This window comes from Paenibacillus sp. JJ1722, assembly GCF_048282685.1.
GTDB classification, from domain to species: Bacteria; Bacillota; Bacilli; order Paenibacillales; family Paenibacillaceae; genus Paenibacillus; species Paenibacillus polymyxa_B.
On sequence record NZ_CP182500.1, the window covers coordinates 452,323 to 471,718 of the forward strand.

The window sequence follows — 19,396 nt, forward strand, 5'->3', positions numbered from 1 at the left end:
GTATGTAATTCAAGGAGGAAGCTACTCTCGATCGGGTTTCCAGCGAACCAGCCATTTCTCCAGTAGTAAAATAACCACAAACATGAGTAAGCTGAGTGCAACAATAATGCCGATGGCGGCAAAAATGAGGTCCGTGCGATAGGCCGATTTTTGCAGCAGCATATAATATCCAATTCCTTCACTAGCTCCGATCCATTCCGCAATGATCGCACCCATCACACTATAGGTAGCAGCAATTTTAACGCCAGAAAAGACTTGCGGCAGGGAATGTGGCAGCTCCAGCTTCATAAAAATAGCCATGCGGCTTGCACCCGACATCCGCATATAGTTCATCATCGTACGGTCTGTTCGAGTCAGCCCGTCCATGGCCGCTACAGCCACAGGAAAAAAGCATACTAGGGTAATGACCATCAGCTTGGGCAGCACCCCAAAACCAAACCACACCATGAGCAGCGGTCCCAGGGCGATGATTGGAATGTTTTGGCTCAGGATAAGCAGCGGATACAGGGCGGATTTGAGAAAAGGAATCGTATGAAGAACGATGGCGATCAACAGTCCCGTTGCTGTCCCTATCGCGAATCCGGCAAGTGTCAGACGAATCGTAGCCCATGTATGGGCACCAAGCAGCGCCGTCTGGGCTATGCCCTCTTGTACGATGAGGGATGGAGCAGGCAGCAGCCAGGATTCAACATGCAAATAGGAAACCGCCCCCTGCCAGGCCGCTAAAAAGAAGAGGACCGCCACAAAGGGCGGCCATACGCTTTTCCACCAGGATGCGTTCTTGCCTTTCGGATTCATGGGCGATATTTCTCGGTCAGCTTGTTCATGCTGATGCCTTGTGGGTTATGTGCGATTTTGATCTGTGAAATGACGCTGGGACTGCCCGCTTCCGTCAAAGCCTCGTGCATTTCTTTAACCACTTTCAGCAACTCGTCGAGCTCGCCCTCCATGGTCGTATCCAATGGATTCACCTGATGTTTGACACCGGAGCGCTGAATGACCTCGATCGCCTTATCTACATACGGGTAAGAGTCCTCGTTATTAGGAGTTTTAGGGATTACTTGAATACTGAGCAGTGTGTTAGCCATGCAAATTCACCTGTCCTTTATTTGGAGTGTTATTAAAAAAATATGGTGGTTTAAGGCGGGGAGACCGCTTCGCGTTTCATTTGATCTTACGATCGCTGCGCTTCTCCAGATTCAAATGAACCACTACGCTGCCAACCGCCTTAAAAACACCCTATTTTTAAAGCTGGTTTGTGTGGCATTTTTAACACACAAGCGCACCTACTTAGCGCTTAGATAATATGAGAAACTAAAGAATAAACCAAGTGGAACGAGAACGAAGTGGGCGGAATGGTGCTGTACAAGCGTTAACATTCGCCTTTGTACCCAGATTTCAACCTCTGGATATTTATAAAAGAAATCTGGGTACAGCAGCGATGGGAAGCACCATCCGACTGCGTAGTGGCGCTTCGTTCACTTCTCTAGTTCAGTCTTATTTAGCGTTTTAACAAATGATCAACGCTTGGGCAGGAAACCGTTTGTGAAGGCTTTATCGACTTCCAAAGGCTTGCTGAGCAGCTTGCGTTCGTACATCCAGTCCGAATAGTTTTGCCATACCTCCGGTTTTTGCACACCCCATTGCGCGGCATCGTCCTGATAACGCGGGCTTAGCCATTTTTGGCTGGCAAGTACCAGTTTTTTATCCAGCTCCGGTACAGCTTTGCTTAAGATGTCTGCGGCTTCTTCCGGATGAGCGATAGTGTATTCATAGCCTTGTGCGGTAGCGTCCATGAACGCTTTGACCAGCTCGGGATCATTTTTTATTGTCTGTTCGTTGCTCACAATTACAGGTGTATAGTAATCGAGGCTTTTGGAATAATCTTTTACATACAGCATATCCAATGGCTCACCTCGAAGCTGGGCCTCGATTCCGGTCCATGCGTAGAAAATCCAGGCAAAGTCGATATCCCGCTTCACGGCTGTAAAATAGTCTGCATTGCCCATGTTGATGATCTTCACTTTGCTCACATCGCCTTTGTCTGAATCCATGATGGATTTCATGACCGCTTCTTCTACGGGAGAGCCCCAACCGCCGTATTTTTTACCTTCAAAATCTTTCGGGCTCTTAATTCCACGATCTACCGGGGCTGCGAAGCCTGAGGTATTATGCTGAATCACCGCAGCGATGGATACAAGCGGCACGCCTTGCGTACGAGCCTGTGTGACGCCTTCTTGGTAGCTGATACCAAAAGGTGCAGCATTAGAAGCAACCATTTGATCAGCTCCGCCTGAACCAGGTTGAACAATTTGGACATTCAAACCCGCTTTTTCGTAAAATCCTTTGTCCTTAGCGACATAGAGTCCCGTATGATTCGTATTGGGTGTCCAGTCGAGCACGACTTTAACATCTTTGAGCCCCTTTGCCGGAGTAGACGTTTGAGTGTCGGTAGCGGGAGCCGCTTCTTGGGATGTGGGGGGACTTCCACCGCAAGCGGTCAGGGTCAGGGCCATGAGCCACAGACTGATCAGTCCCAGGCTTAATATTTTCATGCGCTTCATCGTTGTGTTCTCTCCTTTAATTACCCGTTATCCGTCCAATCAGACAGCTTAAGTTCCCCATTTTCTAAAAATAACATCTGCCGGATGCGATCTTTCCAACAACTTAATCTTCAACAAAAAAAGCGCCCCGAGTTTCCGGGACGCTTGCGCTTGTATATACCAAAGTAAGGGATGGTCCTATGTAAAAAAGGCACATCTTGCTTAAGCATTCCTACGCTGGCATTACCCAGATCAGGTTGTAAGGGTCAGTGTCTTGGGACACACTCTCAGCCGGCCGATTCCAGCACCCCTGGCATTGTATGGTTTAATGGGTTCATTTATTCGGGTTTACTACGACGATTATATGCCTTGAATGCGGGTCTGTCCAGCATGAAGGGAGAGGTGACGGTTCATTTGCCGAACCACAGGGTACACTTTTACTGTGAGCTTTGATCTGAAAATGAGCATGAATCAATTCGATTCGATCCGGTCATGTTATTTTCAGAACAGCTACGCAAGTAGGTTCAGATGGGCTGGTGCCCAATGGCGTGGCCGTAGAGAATTCTAATTCGTGAAAAGGAGTTGTTGTACTGTGGGTAAAACGGAAACATTGGATCGCAACCAACTGGAACAAGCCATTGTGAAGGCTTTGGATAACAACAAATTTTGCTCGTTAGGTACGGTAGAGGGTGGCAAACCGAAAGTACGCTATATGGCCCTTTTTAACGATGGAATGAACATTCATCTGGCGACAGATCGCAAAACGCATAAAGTAGAGGAGCTAAAGGACAATCCGAATGCTTATCTGCTGCTGGGTTATGAAGTTGGCGGTACGAAGGAAGTCGTAGAAGTGGAGGCTACCGTCCAGATCACAACTGATGAGGGGCTGCGCAAACAAGTGTGGAACGATTCCTTGAAGGAATGGTTTTCCGGACCGGATGATCCCGATTATGTCATTCTGGACGTGAATCCGACACGCATTGAGTATGTGGGTCAGCAATCTGAGCGCCAGGTTTGGAAGAAGTAATACGAATATAAATGGATAAGCCGGTGAATCTCCGAGTTTTTTAGGAGGTTTGCTGGTTTTTATTTTTGAGAAAATTAATTATTTTTTCATAAATAATTTAAGTAAATGACTACTCTTTTATCTGGCGTTGGATTAAAATAGAAATGGTGGGTTCAAGGCTTACATATATGTGCAAAAGTATGTATATGAGGCATACACCTTAATGAGGAGGGGTATATTTTGTTATTTCGTAAAAATTGGTTTAAAGGGTTTACAGCAGCAGTTGTGGCTTGTAGCATGCTGGTGTTTTCGGCCGCTCCATCCTGGGCAGCTAGCGATTCTCGCGATAGCGCTACGGTGAATTTGCGGATCATGGAAACAACGGATATTCATGCGTCGCTGATGAACTATGATTACTATTCAGACAAAGAAACCAACGAATATGGCTTGATTAGCACAGCTGGTTTGATCCAACAGGCGCGTAGTGAAACAAGAAACAGCATGCTGTTCGATAACGGTGATTTGTTACAGGGCAATCCATTAGGCGATTATATGGCCAGAAACAAAACCTATGAAAAAGAAGGCGGTGTCCATCCAGTCTACAAGATGATGAACTTGATGGGCTATGATGCGGCGACAGTGGGTAACCACGAATTCAACTACGGTCTCGATTTTCTGGAGAAATCGCTCAAGGGAGCCGATTTTCCTTACGTAAATGCGAATGTTTATGTTGACAAGGGGGGGCAAGCTACTAAAAATTATTTTACCCCTTATCGAATTCTTGATAAAACGGTAACGGACGAGAAGGGCCAAGAGCACATCCTTAGAGTGGGCGTCATCGGTTTGGTCACACCACAAATTATGCAGTGGGATGAAGCCAATTTGAAGGATAAAGTCGTTACGAAGGATATTGTGGAAACGGCGAAAAAGTTTATTCCTCAAATGAAGACGGAAGGTGCTGACATTATTGTCGTGCTTGCGCACACAGGTTATGAGGATGTGCCGCAAACGCCAATGATGGAGAATGCCGTTAAATATTTAAGCCAGGTGGACGGAATTAACGCTATTCTGTTTGGGCATGCTCATAAATCTTTCCCCGGCCCTGATTTTAAAGAAATGAAGGGTGTAGATCTAGATAAAGGAACCATTAACGGCGTACCGGCTGTGGAGGCTTCCTCATGGGGCAAGGAGCTGGGTATTATTGACCTGAGTCTGGAAAAGAGAAACCACGAGTGGAACGTAACTAACTCTCAGTCTGAAGTACGTCCGGTTGTGAGTACCACTAACCAGGCTGTGCAGTTTACTCCTGACTACAAACTGACAGATTCGATCAAGGAAGAGCATCAAGGAACGCTGGATTATGTTCGCCAACCTGTTGGAACAACGACTGCACCGATTAACAGTTATTTTGCATTAGTGCAGGATGACCCTTCCATTCAAATTGTGACGAATGCACAGAAATGGTATGTTCAAAACCATCTTAAAGGGACCGAATACGAAAATCTTCCCGTATTGTCGGCAGGCGCTCCATTCAAGGCCGGTGGTCGAAACGGAGCCGAGTATTACACAAACATTCCTGAAGGTACGGTAGCGATTAAAAACGTGTCCGACCTGTATGTGTATCCGAACACGGTTCATGCTGTAGAAGTGACCGGTGCTGAAATTCAGGAATGGCTGGAGTGGTCTGCAGGTCAGTTCAACCGCATTGATCCAAAGCAAACTGAGGAGCAATCGCTGATCAACAAAGATTTCCCAACCTACAATTTTGATGTCATTGACGGTGTGAATTACCAGATTGATGTAACTCAGCCTGCACGATATGATGCCAAGGGAACGATTATTGATTCTTCAGCTCATCGTATCAAGGATCTGCAATACAATGGGAAGGCTATTGATCCTGCGCAGAAATTTATCGTAGCCACCAATAACTATCGTGCTTCCTCATCCAAACTGGCTAACCCAGATGGCAAACGAATTGTGATGGCAGCACCGGATGAAAGTCGCCAGGTCATTATTGACTATATCCGTACGAACGGAACGATTAATCCATCGGCGGATGGCAATTGGTCTATTGCTCCTTTTGGTCAGGCAAAGGTTACTTTCGAGTCCTCTCCTGATGCCAAAGACGTGCTGGCAGGAAATCAACAAATTTCATACTTGAGCAGCGCGGCAGACGGCTTTGCCAAATACAGCTTAAAAGCTGGCGCTAAGCCTAGTGCAGCAACCACTCCTGTAAAGGAAGCTGTGGCTCCCGCGAAAGCAACAGCAAAACCAGCTGTTAAAACGACCAAACCTGCAGCTGTTAAACCAGCTAAAACAACGAAGCCGAAGGCGTCCAAATAACTTCGGATTTTAGTTTCCACTCAATATCAGAATGAAGCAGCAAGTCTCTTTAACCAAGAGATTTGCTGCTTTTTTTGATGCCAAAAACAACAGCCCCGAATTTATCATGATTCCAAAAAGTTTTCTGATTTTTGTCGAATATGTACTTAAGTCCTAAGTTGTCGTTAAGAATAAGCTACTTTTTTGTAAAAACACGTAATTATATAGTGCTTTTGTTCTAGTTATTTGTGATATAATGGTGAAAAAACCGGAAAATTGTTCCGAGGAGGACCATTATGACATGCAGCAATTGCAGCATCATATTACCTATTAAGGATCAAGGATTGCTCAGAATTAGGCATTCCAGGGTGTCGCTTACTCCAGCATTAGATGGTTTGGGTATGCTATCGGAACAACTGAAGCAGGAACATGGACGTGAGGGCAGCATAGAGTTTCGCTTTGACAGCCGTTCAGAGCTGGAACAGTTGGTTAACGGACTGGCTCATCTGCCGCAGGAATACCTGAACCATATGCAAGTTGTGGTAACGGGCTTGCATTATATCGAAGGATATGAGGACTGGCTTTTATTTAGTCAATTGCAAGCCAGACTGCAACATCCAGATATCGTGAGTATTATTAAGGATCAAAGTTTTTCCAGCCATATGCAGCCTATTGTTGATCACAAGCTGGATATTATCGGGTTTGAGTTTTTGCTGCGTCCGTCACATGCAGAGAGACCTTTTCAGCCTTTCCGGCTGTTTGAAATCGCCCGTGAAGCTGGCTTGCATGCTCATCTGGATCGCTCGGCTCGTATTTCCGCTATTGAAAAAAGTGCAACATGCCTTCCGGCGGGAATTAAACGTTTTATTAACTTTCTCCCTTCCACCATTTATAATCCGGCTTATTGCTTGAATCACACCTTTGAGACGATTGATCGGTTATCCATGAGTACGAAGGATTTTGTATTTGAGGTCGTAGAAACGGAAGAGATAGACGACCTTAATTTTTTGCATCATATCTTTGATCAATATCGCAATCGAGGAGTTTCGGTTGCCCTGGACGATGTGGGGGCAGGTTATTCTACGACAGAGCTTATGAATTGCCTTCAGCCGGATTATGTTAAAATTGACCGCAGTATAATTGACGGCTGTCATAGTAACAGTGATCAGAAGCGGCAAATTACAGGGATTGTAGAATCGGCTTTTCGTTTTGGAGGCCAAGTGTTGGCTGAAGGCGTAGAGCAGATGGAGGATTTTGAATTTTGTCGTGAAGCAGGTGTGTCACTGGCTCAGGGTTATTTGTTTGGCAAGCCGGAGCCTGGTCCGCCCTCCAATTTTATGCTTAGTAGCGTAATATAGTCAGGAACAAATTTAAGTAGACGTAGTTTATAAAAATTGGAGCTTAAATAAGGCTGTGGCATAAGCAAATTCCAATTCTATTGGACAGCGCTTTATCACCATTAATGTAAAAAACGCGAGTTGCAGAGGTTATTTCACCCCTGCAACTCGCGTTTTTTGGTCTGCTTGCCCACCTGAGTAAGTTCTGGACAAGCGAAGCCACTTAGTCTCCAATTTTACTTGGTAAGGAACGTTAAAAGCCCGGAGGCAGTTTACGACCGTTTTTATTTTTAAAGTAAAGATTGACGTCTTGAAGACAATTGGATACAGTGTATTGTATAAGAAACGGTGTTTCTTTCGCAATACACTGTATCCATACTAGGTAAAAAGTTTAACATTACAGGGAGGACAACCAAAATGAAAGCAGTGCAACTGAAAGACGGTTTTGGCTTTGAAGAGTTAACCTTGACGGAACTTGACATACCGGTGCCGGGACGGCTGGAAGTTCTGATCCGCATAAGGGCAGCGTCCCTGAATTACCGTGATTTGGTGATTATCAACGGGCTAATGCCGATCGGCATTCAATTTCCCTTTATTCCGTTATCTGATGGAGCGGGTGAAATTGTAGCTGTGGGCGAAGGGGTGACAAAATTTCAGATTGGACAAAGGGTAGCGGCAAATTTACAACAGAAATTCATTGGCGGGAGCACGAGAGCGGAGGTCTTAAAGGACAGTCTGGGAGGCCCGCTCAGTGGAGTGGCGTCTGAATATATCGTTCTGCATGAAGAAGGGGTCGTCGCCATTCCGGATCACCTTTCTTGGGAGGAGGCTTCCACCTTGCCGATTGCAGCATTAACCGCATGGAGCATGCTGATGGAATCCGGTGGGCTGCGAGCGGGGGATACGGTGCTCTTGCAAGGAACAGGCGGTGTTTCCATCTTTGGGCTTCAATTCTCTCTGATGGCGGGAGCAAGGGTAATTATCACATCGAGCAGCAATGACAAGCTGGAACGGGCAAAGGATCTCGGCGCATGGCAGACAATCAACTATTCGGAAGTTCCCGAGTGGGATAAGGTGGTTCTGGAGCTGACAGACGGCGGAGTCGACCATGTCCTGGATGTAGGGGGAGCGGCAACAATGGCGCAATCCATCAATGCACTTCGTACCGGAGGGACTGTGAACATGGTCGGCTTCTTATCGGGCTTGACTATTCCTGAGTTTGATGTCACCAGCATTTTGCAGAAGGCTGCGACGATTCGCGGCAGCCAAGTCGGTAACCGGGAACATTTCGAAAACATGAATCGTGCCATTTCCCGCCATCGTTTACATCCTGTCATTGACCGGGTATTCCCGCTCAGCCGAATCGGCGAAGCCTTCGCACTTTTGGCTGAAGGAAAACAGTATTTCGGTAAAATCGTCGTTCAATTATAAATATTATTCACATCACATAGGAGGCACTCTAATGCCCAGTAAACCCGATTTATCTGTCAAAGATTCTCAAGGAAGAAAGACTAAGAAACCGCGTAAATGGGTACGCAGAACCGGATTATCGCTGTTGGCGGTAATCCTTCTGGGAATGGTTATTCTTATGCTCATCCCTTCCCCTGTCCAGCCTGCAAAATGGCTTGCACCTTCGGCCCCCTCTTTTGAACAAGCGGGTCCATGGCAACAAAACAACAAACTCAGCTCCGCAGAGCTTGTTACAATTGCCCCTAAGTTTCCGGAATTTATCACCTTTGACAAGGAAGGAAATTTATATACGGGAGACTCCGACGGGAAAATTTATAAGGTTGCCTTTGATACAAAGGGCAATCCGCAAAAGGCCCAGCTATATGCAGATACCAAAGGAACGCCCAATGGACTTATGTTTGACGCAAGTGGAAATCTGATCGTTACGGATGTTAAGAAGGGGCTGCTGTCGGTAGATCCTTCCGGAAACGTGACGGTGTTGGCCAATCAAGTCGACGGCACACCGATCTATTTGGCCAACGAGCTGGATATTGCCAAAGATGGTACCATTTATTTTTCTGACACCTCCAATTATGGCAGTGTAGTCTTCAAAGAAATCGCCGAGAACAAGCCACATGGACGTTTGCTGAAATATGATCCGGCGACCAAGCAGACGACAGTTCTGTTGGAAGGCCTTTATTTTGCGAACGGGGTTGCCTTGTCTGCGGACGAAGATTTTGTGCTTGTGGCAGAGTCGTATCACTACCAATTGACCCGATACTGGCTCAAAGGGCCGAAGAAGGGAACTTCGGATATTTTTGCGGATAATCTCGCCGGTTTTCCGGATAACATTACGCGTGATGATCAAGGCCATTTCTGGGTCGGTCTCTTCACGACACGTATTCCCTTTGTAGATCAGATGCATGGAAGCCCATGGCTGGCTGGAATGATGGCCAAATTGCCTCAATCGCTGCTCAGCGGTGCAAGCGCACCTGTGAAGCATGGGCTTGCTATAGAGCTTAATCCGCAGGGTAAACTTATCGGAAGCTGGCATGATCCTGAAGGCTCGCTTTATGGGGTAACCACGGCTGTAAACCATGACGGATATTTATATATAGGTACAGCTCCTGGAGGCAGCCAGGGTGTTCATCGTGTGCTTTTAACCAAATAAGCTTGGGGAGGGTATAATATGATATTGGATGAATTGAGATTATCCTGGAAAGCGAAGGAAAGCCTGGCCGGGAAAGTAGCTTTGGTAACAGGCGCAAGCAGCGGCATTGGGGCATCAATTGCAAAAAAACTGGCAAAGCGAGGCGCGTATGTAGCTGTATTGGCACGCCGTCAGGAGCGATTGGATGAATTGGTTCGCGACTTGAACCAAGAGGAGTTGTACGAGGTCATGGCAATACCTGCCGATATCCAAAAAGCTGAAGACGTACAGCAGGCGGTCCACGCCATTCTTGAACGCTGGGGGCGGCTTGACATTATCGTTGCCAATGCCGGCTTCGGGTATCGAAGCCCACTGGCAGAAGTGGAACTGGAAAGGTGGGAGGAGCTTTACAAGACGAATGTGCACGGTCTTGTTCTGACACTGAAGTACGGACTTCAGCCAATGAGGGAACAGGCCAAGGGGGATGTTGTCATTGTCTCCTCTATTGCAGCGAAGGAAGTGGTTGCCGGAGGAGGACTATACAGCGCTACCAAGTACGGCGTTAGTGCCATAGCCTCCGCATTGCGTTTGGAGACCAGTACGCAAGGAATTCGTGTAACTGCGATTCACCCCGGGGCGGTGGCGACGGAATTTTCGCAGGTGGCCGGATATCCCGAGCAGGAAATTCGGGCGTTTGCTTCGAGCGTTTTGCCGCTGCATCCCGATGATGTTGCAGAAGCTGCCCTTTATGCACTAGAGCAACCGGAGCATGTCAATATTCCAGAGTTGACCATTATGCCTTCGAGGCAGGTCCAGCGGTTCAAATAGAGCGATATTTATTCTGACACAAACCGGGTAACCGGGGATGGTCATCGCCGATGCCGGGTATGGCGGCGAAGAGGACTACAGGCCTTCGCTTGACCATAACCTGCTCAAATGGGTGAGCATGAACCAAAAAGCGCGAGCTACAGGGGGGAATAACCCTTGCACTCGCGCTTTTTTATACTAATGACGAAGCGTGACTGTCCAATAAAGTTTAAAACCAGCTTTGGGACAGCTCCATTTACTATAGAGCAGACCATATTCTGTGAAAATTTTGGCTCCACGTTCGCTCATTCAGTCATCGTGAGCACAGCTATAGTGTAATGACGTATAGCCCCAAGGGTGTGGTTGCGCTCCCTGCAACCATGAAGCTGAGATCATAGCTAGATCTGCCGGGAGGGACGCTGATATCAGCCAATCGGCATACCTTGGTATTATCTCGTAGCAGAGGGATACCATATACACGATCATCCACACGCACAGACCCGGCGAACGCGCCCCCACGTGGATTGGCATAGATTCGTACGATACGTACCTCGTCACTGTCATTAACGATGGGAATCGTCGCGTTGTATATGGTTCCGAATTGTCCGCGATTATCTAGCGCAGGCCCCAGCTCGCTGCGTGCCCCGGTAAACAGCAGATCGGCAGGAGTCTCGCCGTTCAGCTTTTTGGTGGCACACGCCCGGTAGTTGGCGCTTTGCCCGACCACGTACTCTGGCATCCGCGCATTCGTTTCGGAAAAAGACCACACCCCTCGTGGATGCGCCTGTGGTGGAGGTACGGGAGGAAGCGCATCCGTATGAATCTGGCGCAGATCGGTCTGCGTATCCTTGCTGATCACGGTGCGAATCACATAATCCAAGGTACCGTGGCCTTCAGCAAATTCTACTGTGAGGTCATAGATGAATCCGGCCAGCGATCCTTCGGGCAGCTCAAATTCCTCCAGCAGGGCGGTGCTTTTGCCGAATTTATGACGGTCTGCTGGCTTCAGACGTTCCATCGTACCCGCCAAACAGCTTTTGGCAATAGACTGCCCGACATCTATAATCCAGTTGCCGTCCTCAGGCACAATCTTAAGGGCACGTTCAATATGTCGTACTTCTAGTTTAGCGGCGCTTCTGTTCTCTACGGTGATGCCCAGTTTAACAGCGCTGCCGAGTTTGTTATAATGCCAGCCGAAAATGCGATGTTTGACTGTTCGGGTTGTCGTGCGAACCACATCATGCCACAGGGTGGCTTGCTCGGTAGGTACCGTCACGTGGGTAAGCGTCTCCGGGTTATCGCTAAGCATCAGGCGGCGTGTTCCCCCCTCAGTGGCTGACTCCACATCCACATGGATGTTGGGCGGGATCACAGTAGTTTCCACAATCAGATCCTTTGGCTCCTTGGGTCGATGGTTCATGTAAGTTCCTCCTTTTATTCAAAAGTGGCACCGCTTTGAGTACATGTATATGGGCAGCTCATAAATATAGGTAACGCCAGATCCACTTTTACAACCTGTTTTGCAAAATATTTTTTTAAAATAAATCTCCGTAGGTTATAGAGGCTCTGCTAATGCGTCGAAGCAAGCTTACAAGACTCTTGTTCCCCTACACCAACGATTCGCAGACAGGTATTGCGTGTATGTTAAGAGCATAAGCTATTGGATGTACAGAGAAGCTACAGGAGGGAAACATGCCTAGAAAAATATGGTGGAAGGAAGCCGTTGTATATCAGATTTACCCGATCAGTTTTCAGGATTCTGACGGAGACGGTAAAGGAGACTTGCGAGGCATTTTGTCCAGGCTGGATTATTTGTGTGAGCTGGGTATTGATGTAATCTGGATTTGTCCGGTATATAAATCGCCTAATCACGATAACGGATATGATATTAGCGATTATTATGCCATTATGGATGAGTTTGGAACAATGGAGGATTTTGACGAACTGCTTCACCGGGCGCATGAACGAGGCATCAAAATCATGATGGATTTGGTATTAAACCATACATCGGATGAGCATCCGTGGTTTACGGAGTCACGCTCGTCCAAGGATAATCCGAAGCGGGACTACTACATATGGCGAACAGGCAAAAATGGCGGATATCCAAACAACTGGGAATCGTATTTTTCCGGTTCAGTGTGGAAATATGACAAGCTTACAGACGAATATTACATGCATCTATATTCCGAGCATCAGCCAGATCTGAACTGGGAAAATAAAGAGATGGTGGGCGAGCTCTACCGCATGGTGGAATGGTGGCTGAAAAAGGGAGTGGATGGCTTCCGTTTTGACGCCATTGCCCATATTGTCAAAGCCGAAGGGCTACCGGATGCCGATAATCCTGACAAACGAACCTTGGTACGTGCCTATCAGCTCTTTTCCAATCTAGAACAGGTACATGTACTTCTACGGATGCTGAATGAAAAATTACTGGAGCGTTATCCCTTAATGACAGTTGGCGAAACGTCTGGTTTAGGACCGGAACAGGCGCTTGATTATGTGGGGGACCAGCGGCATGAGCTGAATATGGTTTTCCAGTTTGAACACATGTTTATTGATGCACAAGGGCTAGGGACGGAAAAATGGAAACCCAAGCCGTGGACACTGGTGGAGCTGAAAAAAATAATGAGCAGCTGGCAGACAGTGCTCCATGAGGAAGGATGGAATGCCAATTATCTGAACAATCATGATCAGCCGCGGGCCCTCTCGCGATTTGCTAATGATGGACAATATCGCGTAGAGTCAGCCAAAATGCTGGCAACCTTCACACATATGTTAGAGGGTACGCCTTATATTTATCAAGGTGAGGAAATTGGCATGACGAATATCGCATTCCCGTCAATTGATGATTATCGGGATGTGGAAACGTTGAATTATTATGAGCAGCAACGGAAGATCGGTGAGTCTGAGGAACAGATTATGGCAGAGATCTGGCGGAAAAGTCGGGATAATGCGCGTACTCCCATGCAATGGAATGCTGGACCTTCAGCCGGATTTACCGATGGAGAGCCGTGGATGAAGATTAATGATAACTACACACACATTAATGCAGAGGCAGAAAGAAATAATCCGGACTCGATTTTCCACTATTATCGCAAGTTGATTGCTCTGCGCAAACAACATGAGGTCATAGTCTATGGCCAATACAAGCTGCTGTTGCCGCTAGATACGGAGCTGTATGTATTCACTCGTTTGCTGGGAGAAGAGCGTTTGCTGGTCATTTTGAATTTCTTTGATCGTGATCCGGTGTACCACTGGCCCGAGGAGGACTTTCCTGTCGCTAAGGCGGAGTTGCTGTTGTCCAACTACGAGCCGGTACAAGGGGAACAACTGCACGCCTTGAAGCTGCGCCCCTATGAAGCCCGAGTGTATAAGCTAAGCGTGCAATAGGCGTTGCTATCTGTAGAATGGTAAAAGGAAGGGAAGGTTCATAGAGAGACCTTCCCTTTCTTGGCGTTTGGCTAAATGGTAACTGTTTCAGCCAACTCACGTATTTTGGCGATAATCAGGTCTTCTTGATTTTCCCCCTCATTAGGGATCGATTCAGTCGCGAAGGCAGCCAGTTCAGCATGGTGATGAATCATGACAGCATGGTGTGCCTCCCTGAACATCGGTATATCATTCGCATCATTGCCGAAGGCGATAAATTGACGGGGCTGCACACCAAGCTTCTGAAGTGCGTTCCATTTGTGGATATTCTGTGGGCTGATGTCCAGCACTTGTTCATTACGGTGTTGATGGATGACCACGCCGAGCGGCGAAAGCTTGGCGGCCAGCTCATCCATATCGTCAGCAGTTAAAATGAGCATTTTTACGATGGATTTCAGGGAAGCCAAAGGCAGCTTTTGCGCCAACTTGCTGATATCCACATTGTTGAGTATAGGATGATCAGCTGCACCCGTATATGCATAATCCCACTCGCTGTCAATCAGGTAGGTGGTTTGGTGTTCCTCCAGTAGTGCGAGCAAGGCATTCTTCACATCTGGTAAAAAGGATTCCACGTGAGTTATACTGCCTTGTTGGGAGATCATAGAGCCGTTGCCACCAATCAGAGCATAGGTGTGAAAGCGTTTAGGAAGTACGGGTAACATGTCGCGAATCGGCCGTGCCGAGGCAAAAATGACTTCATGTCCCGATCGGGACAATTGTTCCAGACAGCTTGCGATCTTATCCGACACACACTGACCCTTAAAGCAAATCGTTCCATCCAGATCAAATACAAAATGCATGATATACCTCCAAAAAATAGTGCTTTCCAATTCATTTCTTACAGTCATTATATCCATTACCTTCCTTGGTCGTAAACTAAAAAGCCCGATTCACACTGGCTACCATGGGCAGGTGTGGATCGGGCTCATTATGATATCGACTCATTAAATTCAATTACTATTTAGTGATAATGTTTCACCTTAAGGTCGTCTAGACTTTTAAACTCATACCCTTGCTTGCGAGCCTCGTCGATGATAGAAGCAAGCGCCTCGGCATTGTCCTTGGATACGGAATGGAGCAGAATAACCGCACCAGGATGGAGCTGACGCATGACTTGACGATAGGCATAGTCCGTTCCTTGCTGTATATTTGTGTCCCAGTCCTTGTAAGCTACAGACCAGAATACGCTCGTATATCCGGCTTCTCGACAGGAAGCCAATGCTTTTTCACTAAAAATGCCGCGAGGCGGCCGGACATATTTCATTTCTTTTTGCCCGGTTAGCTCTGCCGATGCATTTCGTACCCGATCCAGCTCAGACCGGATCTCTGCCGAAGAAATGGTGCTCATATCAGGATGGCTCCATGAATGGTTTCCGATAATATGACCCTCACTTGCCATGCGTCGCATCAAAGCAGGCTGGTCTTTTACAAAATGCCCTGTCACAAAGAAGGCGGCTGGGACCTTTTTGGCCTTCAATACATCCAGCACTTTCGGAGTATACCCATTCTCATAGCCGTTGTCGAAAGTGAGAAATAATTCTTTTTTAGTCGTATCCCCCAGAAAGATGCCACCTTGTCTTTCGATCAGGTGCATAAAGCCTTCTTGTGCGATAGAAGGCAGCTCCCCTCCCTTACTTTTTTTAAATCCAAAATGATAAGGCTGTCCGTCAACAGTCTGAGTGGCCCATGCGGGTTCCGCCGTAACTGCCAACATCCCCATAACTGCAACGCATAGCCACAAGGTAAATATTCGCTTCATCTATGTTCCTCCGCTTCCGTCCCGTTCGGGTAAGGTGTGTATGCTTCGGCATATTTCATACCATCTGCAATACCATGCTGATTTATGCAAGGACATGGACTAACCAGACTCAAAACACATATTGACATGAATATTAAATCGAAGTAGTATACTTTATAAAACTTACTAGAATACTCGGATTTAATTCGATCGTTCATGCCAAAGAAAAGCAATCAGCTCAGAGACATCTTACATACTTGTGAGAACGGAAGGAGTTAGGACTCATGATTGAACTTAGGAATGTATCCAAAACCTATGTGAGAAAAGGTCTAAGTATTGAAGCGTTAAAAAATATAAATATCAAAGTGGATAAAGGAGATATTTTCGGATTTATCGGATTCAGTGGTGCAGGGAAAAGTACGCTGATCCGTTTGGTCAATCGTCTGGAGAAGGTAACCAGCGGAGAGGTTCTTGTTGAGGGGGAGCAGTTAAATACCTACTCGACCTCTGGGCTTCGGAAGGTAAGGAAGAAGATCGGAATGATTTTTCAGCATTTTAATCTGCTGGAATCGAAAACAGTGTTCGACAACATTGCAATTCCGTTGGTGCTGCTTAAGCGCAACAAACGGGAAATAGAGGGGCGTGTAAAAGAGCTCTTGGCGTTCATAGGATTGTCCGACAAGGCGAATAGCTATCCCAACGAGCTTTCCGGCGGACAAAAGCAGCGTGTAGGGATTGCACGGGCGCTTGCGAGCAACCCGTCCATTTTGCTCTGTGATGAGGCAACCTCGGCACTTGATCCGCAGACCACACAGTCAATTCTCGACTTGCTTCGCAAAATCAATAAGGAATACAAGATCACCATTTTGATCATCACCCATGAGATGTCGGTGATTCAGCGAATTTGCAATAAGGTAGCCGTAATGGAAAAGGGGGAAATCATCGAGCAGGGCAATGTCCTGGAGGTATTCGGGCAGCCGCAGCACCCAACGACACAGAGCTTTGTACGCACGGTCATTCACGATACGGTACCCGAGAGTGTGCTGCAAACGTTCGAACAGCAAGAATCGCAGCGAATATACAAGCTGGAATTTATAGGGCAGGTTGCTTCTGATCCGGTGGTTCATGAATTGATTCGGCAGCATGATATCCACGTGAACATTTTGTTTGCCAACATGACGGAGATTCAAGAAACGACAATTGGCTATATGACGATCCAACTGCGCGGCGGACAGCATGCCGTTCAGCAGGCTGTTGATTTTCTCAAGAGCAAAGGAGTCCATATTCAGGAGGTAGAGAGTCTATGATGATTACAGGAACTACGATCACCTGGGATCAACTGTGGGAAGCTTTGTATGAATCCGTGCTCATGGTCAGCATATCATTATTCATTGGTGCCCTGATCGGTATCCCTATCGGTATTTTACTCGTCATCACTCGTCCGGGTGGAATTCTGGAGAACAAATGGCTGCATAATATTTTGAATCCGATCATTAATATTGTTCGTTCCTTACCGTTTATTATCTTGCTGATTGCGATCATTCCGTTAACCCGTCTGATTGTGAATACATCCATTGGGACCAGTGCGGCAATTGTCCCCTTGATTGTATATATTGCGCCATATATCGGCAGGCTGGTCGAAAACTCGCTGTTGGAGGTGAATCCGGGGATACTGGAGGCAGCAGATGCGATGGGGGCGACTCCATTCCAGGTCATTCGATACTTTTTGCTTCCTGAGGCATTCAGTTCTCTGATTTTGTCGTTAACGACAGCATCTATTGGTCTGATTGGTGCTACTGCTATGGCTGGTGCGGTCGGTGGAGGCGGAATTGGCGATCTGGCGATCGCGTATGGCTATCAACGTTTTGATACGCTGGTTATGCTGATTACCGTCATCATTCTAGTCTTGTTTGTTCAAGGTGTTCAGTCCTTGGGGAACCTGCTCTCCCGCAAAGCACGTAGGGGTTAAATTAGATGTTTTTCTTTTTTACCTATTGTCTGTTCATAGCTTGTAATTTTATAATCCATGCGTTCCAATACGTTGTTCATATCTGCCATTTTTGCAATGAGCTGCTTACGTTGCTCCATTAGGAGTTCTTTTCTAGCATTTATCGTTTCATCACCCTGCTGGAACAACCTAACGTACTCAATCAAAATTTCAATGGGAAGCCCTACGCCTCGCATGCATTTGATATATTCAACCCATCTGCAGTCTTCTTCCGTGTAATCCCTGATTCCACTTTTATTACGGTTCACACGCGGAATAAGTCCGATGCGTTCATAATAGCGGAGTGTATCCTGAGATAGTTCGAATTTTTTGCTTACTTCTGCGATCAACATGCAGACTTCACCTCCTGATTTCTGATCAAGAAACGCCCTATGTAAATGGATAGGGCGTTCTTGTTGTTTCTTATTTCGAAACTTTCATTTCATCCATATTTACTGAGCGCCAACTACCGGATGAGGAACATATGGCTCTTCCAGCAATGCAATTTCTTCAGATGTTAACGTAATCGAAAGAGCAGCTACTGCATCTTCGAGATGAGACGTTTTCGTAGCACCGATAATGGGAGCTGTTACCGGTTCTTTCTGTAGCAACCAGGCAAGTGCGATTTGAACGCGAGGAACTCCACGTTTTTCTGCGATGGCCGCAACCTGCTCCACGATCAATCGATCGGTATCGGCAGTCGCATCGTATTTAGATTTCGCAACCTGATCGGTTTCGGAACGATGTGTTGTTTCCTGCACATCACGCGTCAATCTTCCACCTGCAAGCGGGCTGTATGGAATCACACCGATTTTTTCTTCTTTACAAAGCGGCAGCATCTCTCTTTCCTCTTCACGATATAAGAGATTTAAATGATTCTGCATTGATACAAATCGGGTCCATCCATTCTTTTCAGCAACATGTAACGCCTTCAGAAACTGCCATGCGTACATGGCAGAAGCACCAATATATCTTGCCTTCCCGGCCTTCACAACATCATGTAATGCTTCCATCGTCTCTTCAATAGGGGTATTGTAATCCCAGCGATGGATTTGGTACAGATCCACATAATCTGTCCCCAGTCGCTTAAGGCTCTTATCTATTTCACTCATGATAGCCTTTCGGGAAAGTCCCGCACCATTCGGGCCTTGATGCATACGGAAATGAACCTTTGTCGCGAGGACAATTTCATCTCGATTCGCATAATCCTTTAAAGCCCGTCCAACAATTTCTTCGCTAGTTCCATCTGAATATACATTCGCGGTATCAAAAAAATTAATACCTAGCTCCAGGGCATTTTTTATAATTGGACGACTGCGCTCTTCATCTAGTATCCATGGGTGAATCCACCGTTCTGCAACCCCAAAGCCCATACACCCAAGACAAAGCCGGGATACATCCAAACCGGTATTTCCAAGTTTCACATAGTCCATTTAATTATACCTCGCTTTCCTAGATATTGTTTTCTTCAAATGTAGTCTACTCCAGCTACTTACACCGGATATTATTACATTTGGAGTTCACTCCAAGTCAAGCGATTTTGTAGCGTGATGCCATCATATAGGTCTTATTGTTCAGAATCGGTTCAGTGGGGTTTCGTATAATTTTCTTAGCATAGTTCCTTGGTT

General features: G+C 46.7%; 18 protein-coding genes and 1 riboswitch. Of the genes, 10 read left to right on the top strand and 8 right to left on the bottom strand.

The annotated features are described in order from the left end of the window. Positions 1-21 precede the first annotated feature (21 nt). The gene (locus ACM1ND_RS01975) at positions 22-798 is read right to left on the bottom strand and encodes an ABC transporter permease (RefSeq protein WP_023986702.1); all 777 of its coding nucleotides are present in this window, start codon (positions 796-798) and stop codon (positions 22-24) included. Then, positions 795-1,088: an MTH1187 family thiamine-binding protein gene (locus tag ACM1ND_RS01980; protein ID WP_016818835.1), complete on the bottom strand. Its 294-nt coding sequence runs from the start codon at positions 1,086-1,088 to the stop codon at positions 795-797. Before ACM1ND_RS01980 ends, ACM1ND_RS01975 begins: the two co-directional genes overlap by 4 nt. Positions 1,089-1,330: 242 nt before the next feature. Here ACM1ND_RS01980 and ACM1ND_RS01985 point away from each other — a divergent pair, with 242 nt between their 5' ends. Further along, positions 1,331-1,513 (top strand): hypothetical protein, encoded by a 183-nt coding sequence (locus ACM1ND_RS01985; protein WP_144390571.1) that lies wholly within the window; start codon positions 1,331-1,333, stop codon positions 1,511-1,513. 7 nt (positions 1,514-1,520) lie between these two features. On the opposite strand, the gene ACM1ND_RS01990 is transcribed toward ACM1ND_RS01985, so the two are convergent. Next, a complete protein-coding gene (locus ACM1ND_RS01990) occupies positions 1,521-2,564 on the bottom strand; it encodes an ABC transporter substrate-binding protein (RefSeq protein ID WP_023986704.1) in 1,044 nt (347 codons plus the stop codon). A gap of 191 nt (positions 2,565-2,755) precedes the next feature. Further along, positions 2,756-2,865, bottom strand: a riboswitch (TPP riboswitch). Between the two features lie 270 nt (positions 2,866-3,135). Here ACM1ND_RS01990 and ACM1ND_RS01995 point away from each other — a divergent pair. The 6 genes from ACM1ND_RS01995 (at position 3,136) to ACM1ND_RS02020 (ending at position 10,635) form a co-directional block, all read left to right on the top strand. Then, positions 3,136-3,570: a pyridoxamine 5'-phosphate oxidase family protein gene (locus ACM1ND_RS01995; protein ID WP_279835083.1), complete on the top strand. Its 435-nt coding sequence runs from the start codon at positions 3,136-3,138 to the stop codon at positions 3,568-3,570. Between the two features lie 219 nt (positions 3,571-3,789). Continuing rightward, positions 3,790-5,892: a bifunctional 2',3'-cyclic-nucleotide 2'-phosphodiesterase/3'-nucleotidase gene (locus tag ACM1ND_RS02000; protein ID WP_418026980.1), complete on the top strand. Its 2,103-nt coding sequence runs from the start codon at positions 3,790-3,792 to the stop codon at positions 5,890-5,892. Positions 5,893-6,167: 275 nt separating this feature from the next. Then, complete coding sequence (locus tag ACM1ND_RS02005; protein WP_028541210.1) at positions 6,168-7,229, top strand: EAL domain-containing protein; 1,062 nt, start codon at positions 6,168-6,170, stop codon at positions 7,227-7,229. A gap of 396 nt (positions 7,230-7,625) precedes the next feature. Further along, on the top strand, positions 7,626-8,639 hold the full coding sequence (locus tag ACM1ND_RS02010; RefSeq protein ID WP_023986708.1) for a zinc-dependent alcohol dehydrogenase family protein: 1,014 nt from the start codon (positions 7,626-7,628) through the stop codon (positions 8,637-8,639). 31 nt (positions 8,640-8,670) lie between these two features. Then, complete coding sequence (locus ACM1ND_RS02015) at positions 8,671-9,828, top strand: SMP-30/gluconolactonase/LRE family protein (RefSeq protein WP_023986709.1); 1,158 nt, start codon at positions 8,671-8,673, stop codon at positions 9,826-9,828. Positions 9,829-9,846: 18 nt separating this feature from the next. Beyond that, positions 9,847-10,635 (top strand): SDR family oxidoreductase, encoded by a 789-nt coding sequence (locus ACM1ND_RS02020; protein WP_075153607.1) that lies wholly within the window; start codon positions 9,847-9,849, stop codon positions 10,633-10,635. Positions 10,636-10,942: 307 nt separating this feature from the next. Here ACM1ND_RS02020 and ACM1ND_RS02025 read toward each other — a convergent pair whose 3' ends face one another. Next, positions 10,943-12,034: a hypothetical protein gene (locus tag ACM1ND_RS02025; RefSeq protein WP_023986711.1), complete on the bottom strand. Its 1,092-nt coding sequence runs from the start codon at positions 12,032-12,034 to the stop codon at positions 10,943-10,945. Positions 12,035-12,306: 272 nt separating this feature from the next. Here ACM1ND_RS02025 and ACM1ND_RS02030 point away from each other — a divergent pair, with 272 nt between their 5' ends. After that, positions 12,307-14,004, top strand: coding sequence for a glycoside hydrolase family 13 protein (locus tag ACM1ND_RS02030; RefSeq protein ID WP_023986712.1), 1,698 nt, complete (start codon positions 12,307-12,309; stop codon positions 14,002-14,004). A gap of 71 nt (positions 14,005-14,075) precedes the next feature. Here the strand turns inward: ACM1ND_RS02030 and ACM1ND_RS02035 are convergent, their stop codons facing one another. Together ACM1ND_RS02035 and pdaA are read right to left on the bottom strand one after the other, a co-directional pair. Further along, positions 14,076-14,843: an HAD-IIB family hydrolase gene (locus ACM1ND_RS02035; protein WP_075153609.1), complete on the bottom strand. Its 768-nt coding sequence runs from the start codon at positions 14,841-14,843 to the stop codon at positions 14,076-14,078. Positions 14,844-15,004: 161 nt separating this feature from the next. After that, positions 15,005-15,802 carry a delta-lactam-biosynthetic de-N-acetylase gene (gene pdaA / locus ACM1ND_RS02040; RefSeq protein WP_023986714.1) on the bottom strand — a complete coding sequence of 266 codons (798 nt, stop codon included), beginning with the start codon at positions 15,800-15,802 and terminating at the stop codon, positions 15,005-15,007. Positions 15,803-16,065: 263 nt separating this feature from the next. Between pdaA and ACM1ND_RS02045 the strand changes: the two genes are divergently transcribed. Beyond that, positions 16,066-17,088 (top strand): methionine ABC transporter ATP-binding protein, encoded by a 1,023-nt coding sequence (locus ACM1ND_RS02045; RefSeq protein ID WP_023986715.1) that lies wholly within the window; start codon positions 16,066-16,068, stop codon positions 17,086-17,088. Then, positions 17,085-17,750, top strand: a complete 666-nt coding sequence (locus tag ACM1ND_RS02050) for a methionine ABC transporter permease (protein WP_023986716.1) — start codon at positions 17,085-17,087, stop codon at positions 17,748-17,750. The genes ACM1ND_RS02045 and ACM1ND_RS02050 overlap by 4 nt, the downstream gene beginning before the upstream one ends. On the opposite strand, the gene ACM1ND_RS02055 is transcribed toward ACM1ND_RS02050, so the two are convergent. Continuing rightward, positions 17,747-18,121 (bottom strand): MerR family transcriptional regulator, encoded by a 375-nt coding sequence (locus ACM1ND_RS02055; protein ID WP_023986717.1) that lies wholly within the window; start codon positions 18,119-18,121, stop codon positions 17,747-17,749. The two genes, ACM1ND_RS02050 and ACM1ND_RS02055, sit on opposite strands and share 4 nt — an antisense overlap. Before the next feature lie 99 nt (positions 18,122-18,220). Next, positions 18,221-19,201 (bottom strand): aldo/keto reductase, encoded by a 981-nt coding sequence (locus ACM1ND_RS02060; protein WP_023986718.1) that lies wholly within the window; start codon positions 19,199-19,201, stop codon positions 18,221-18,223. Positions 19,202-19,396: the final 195 nt, after the last annotated feature.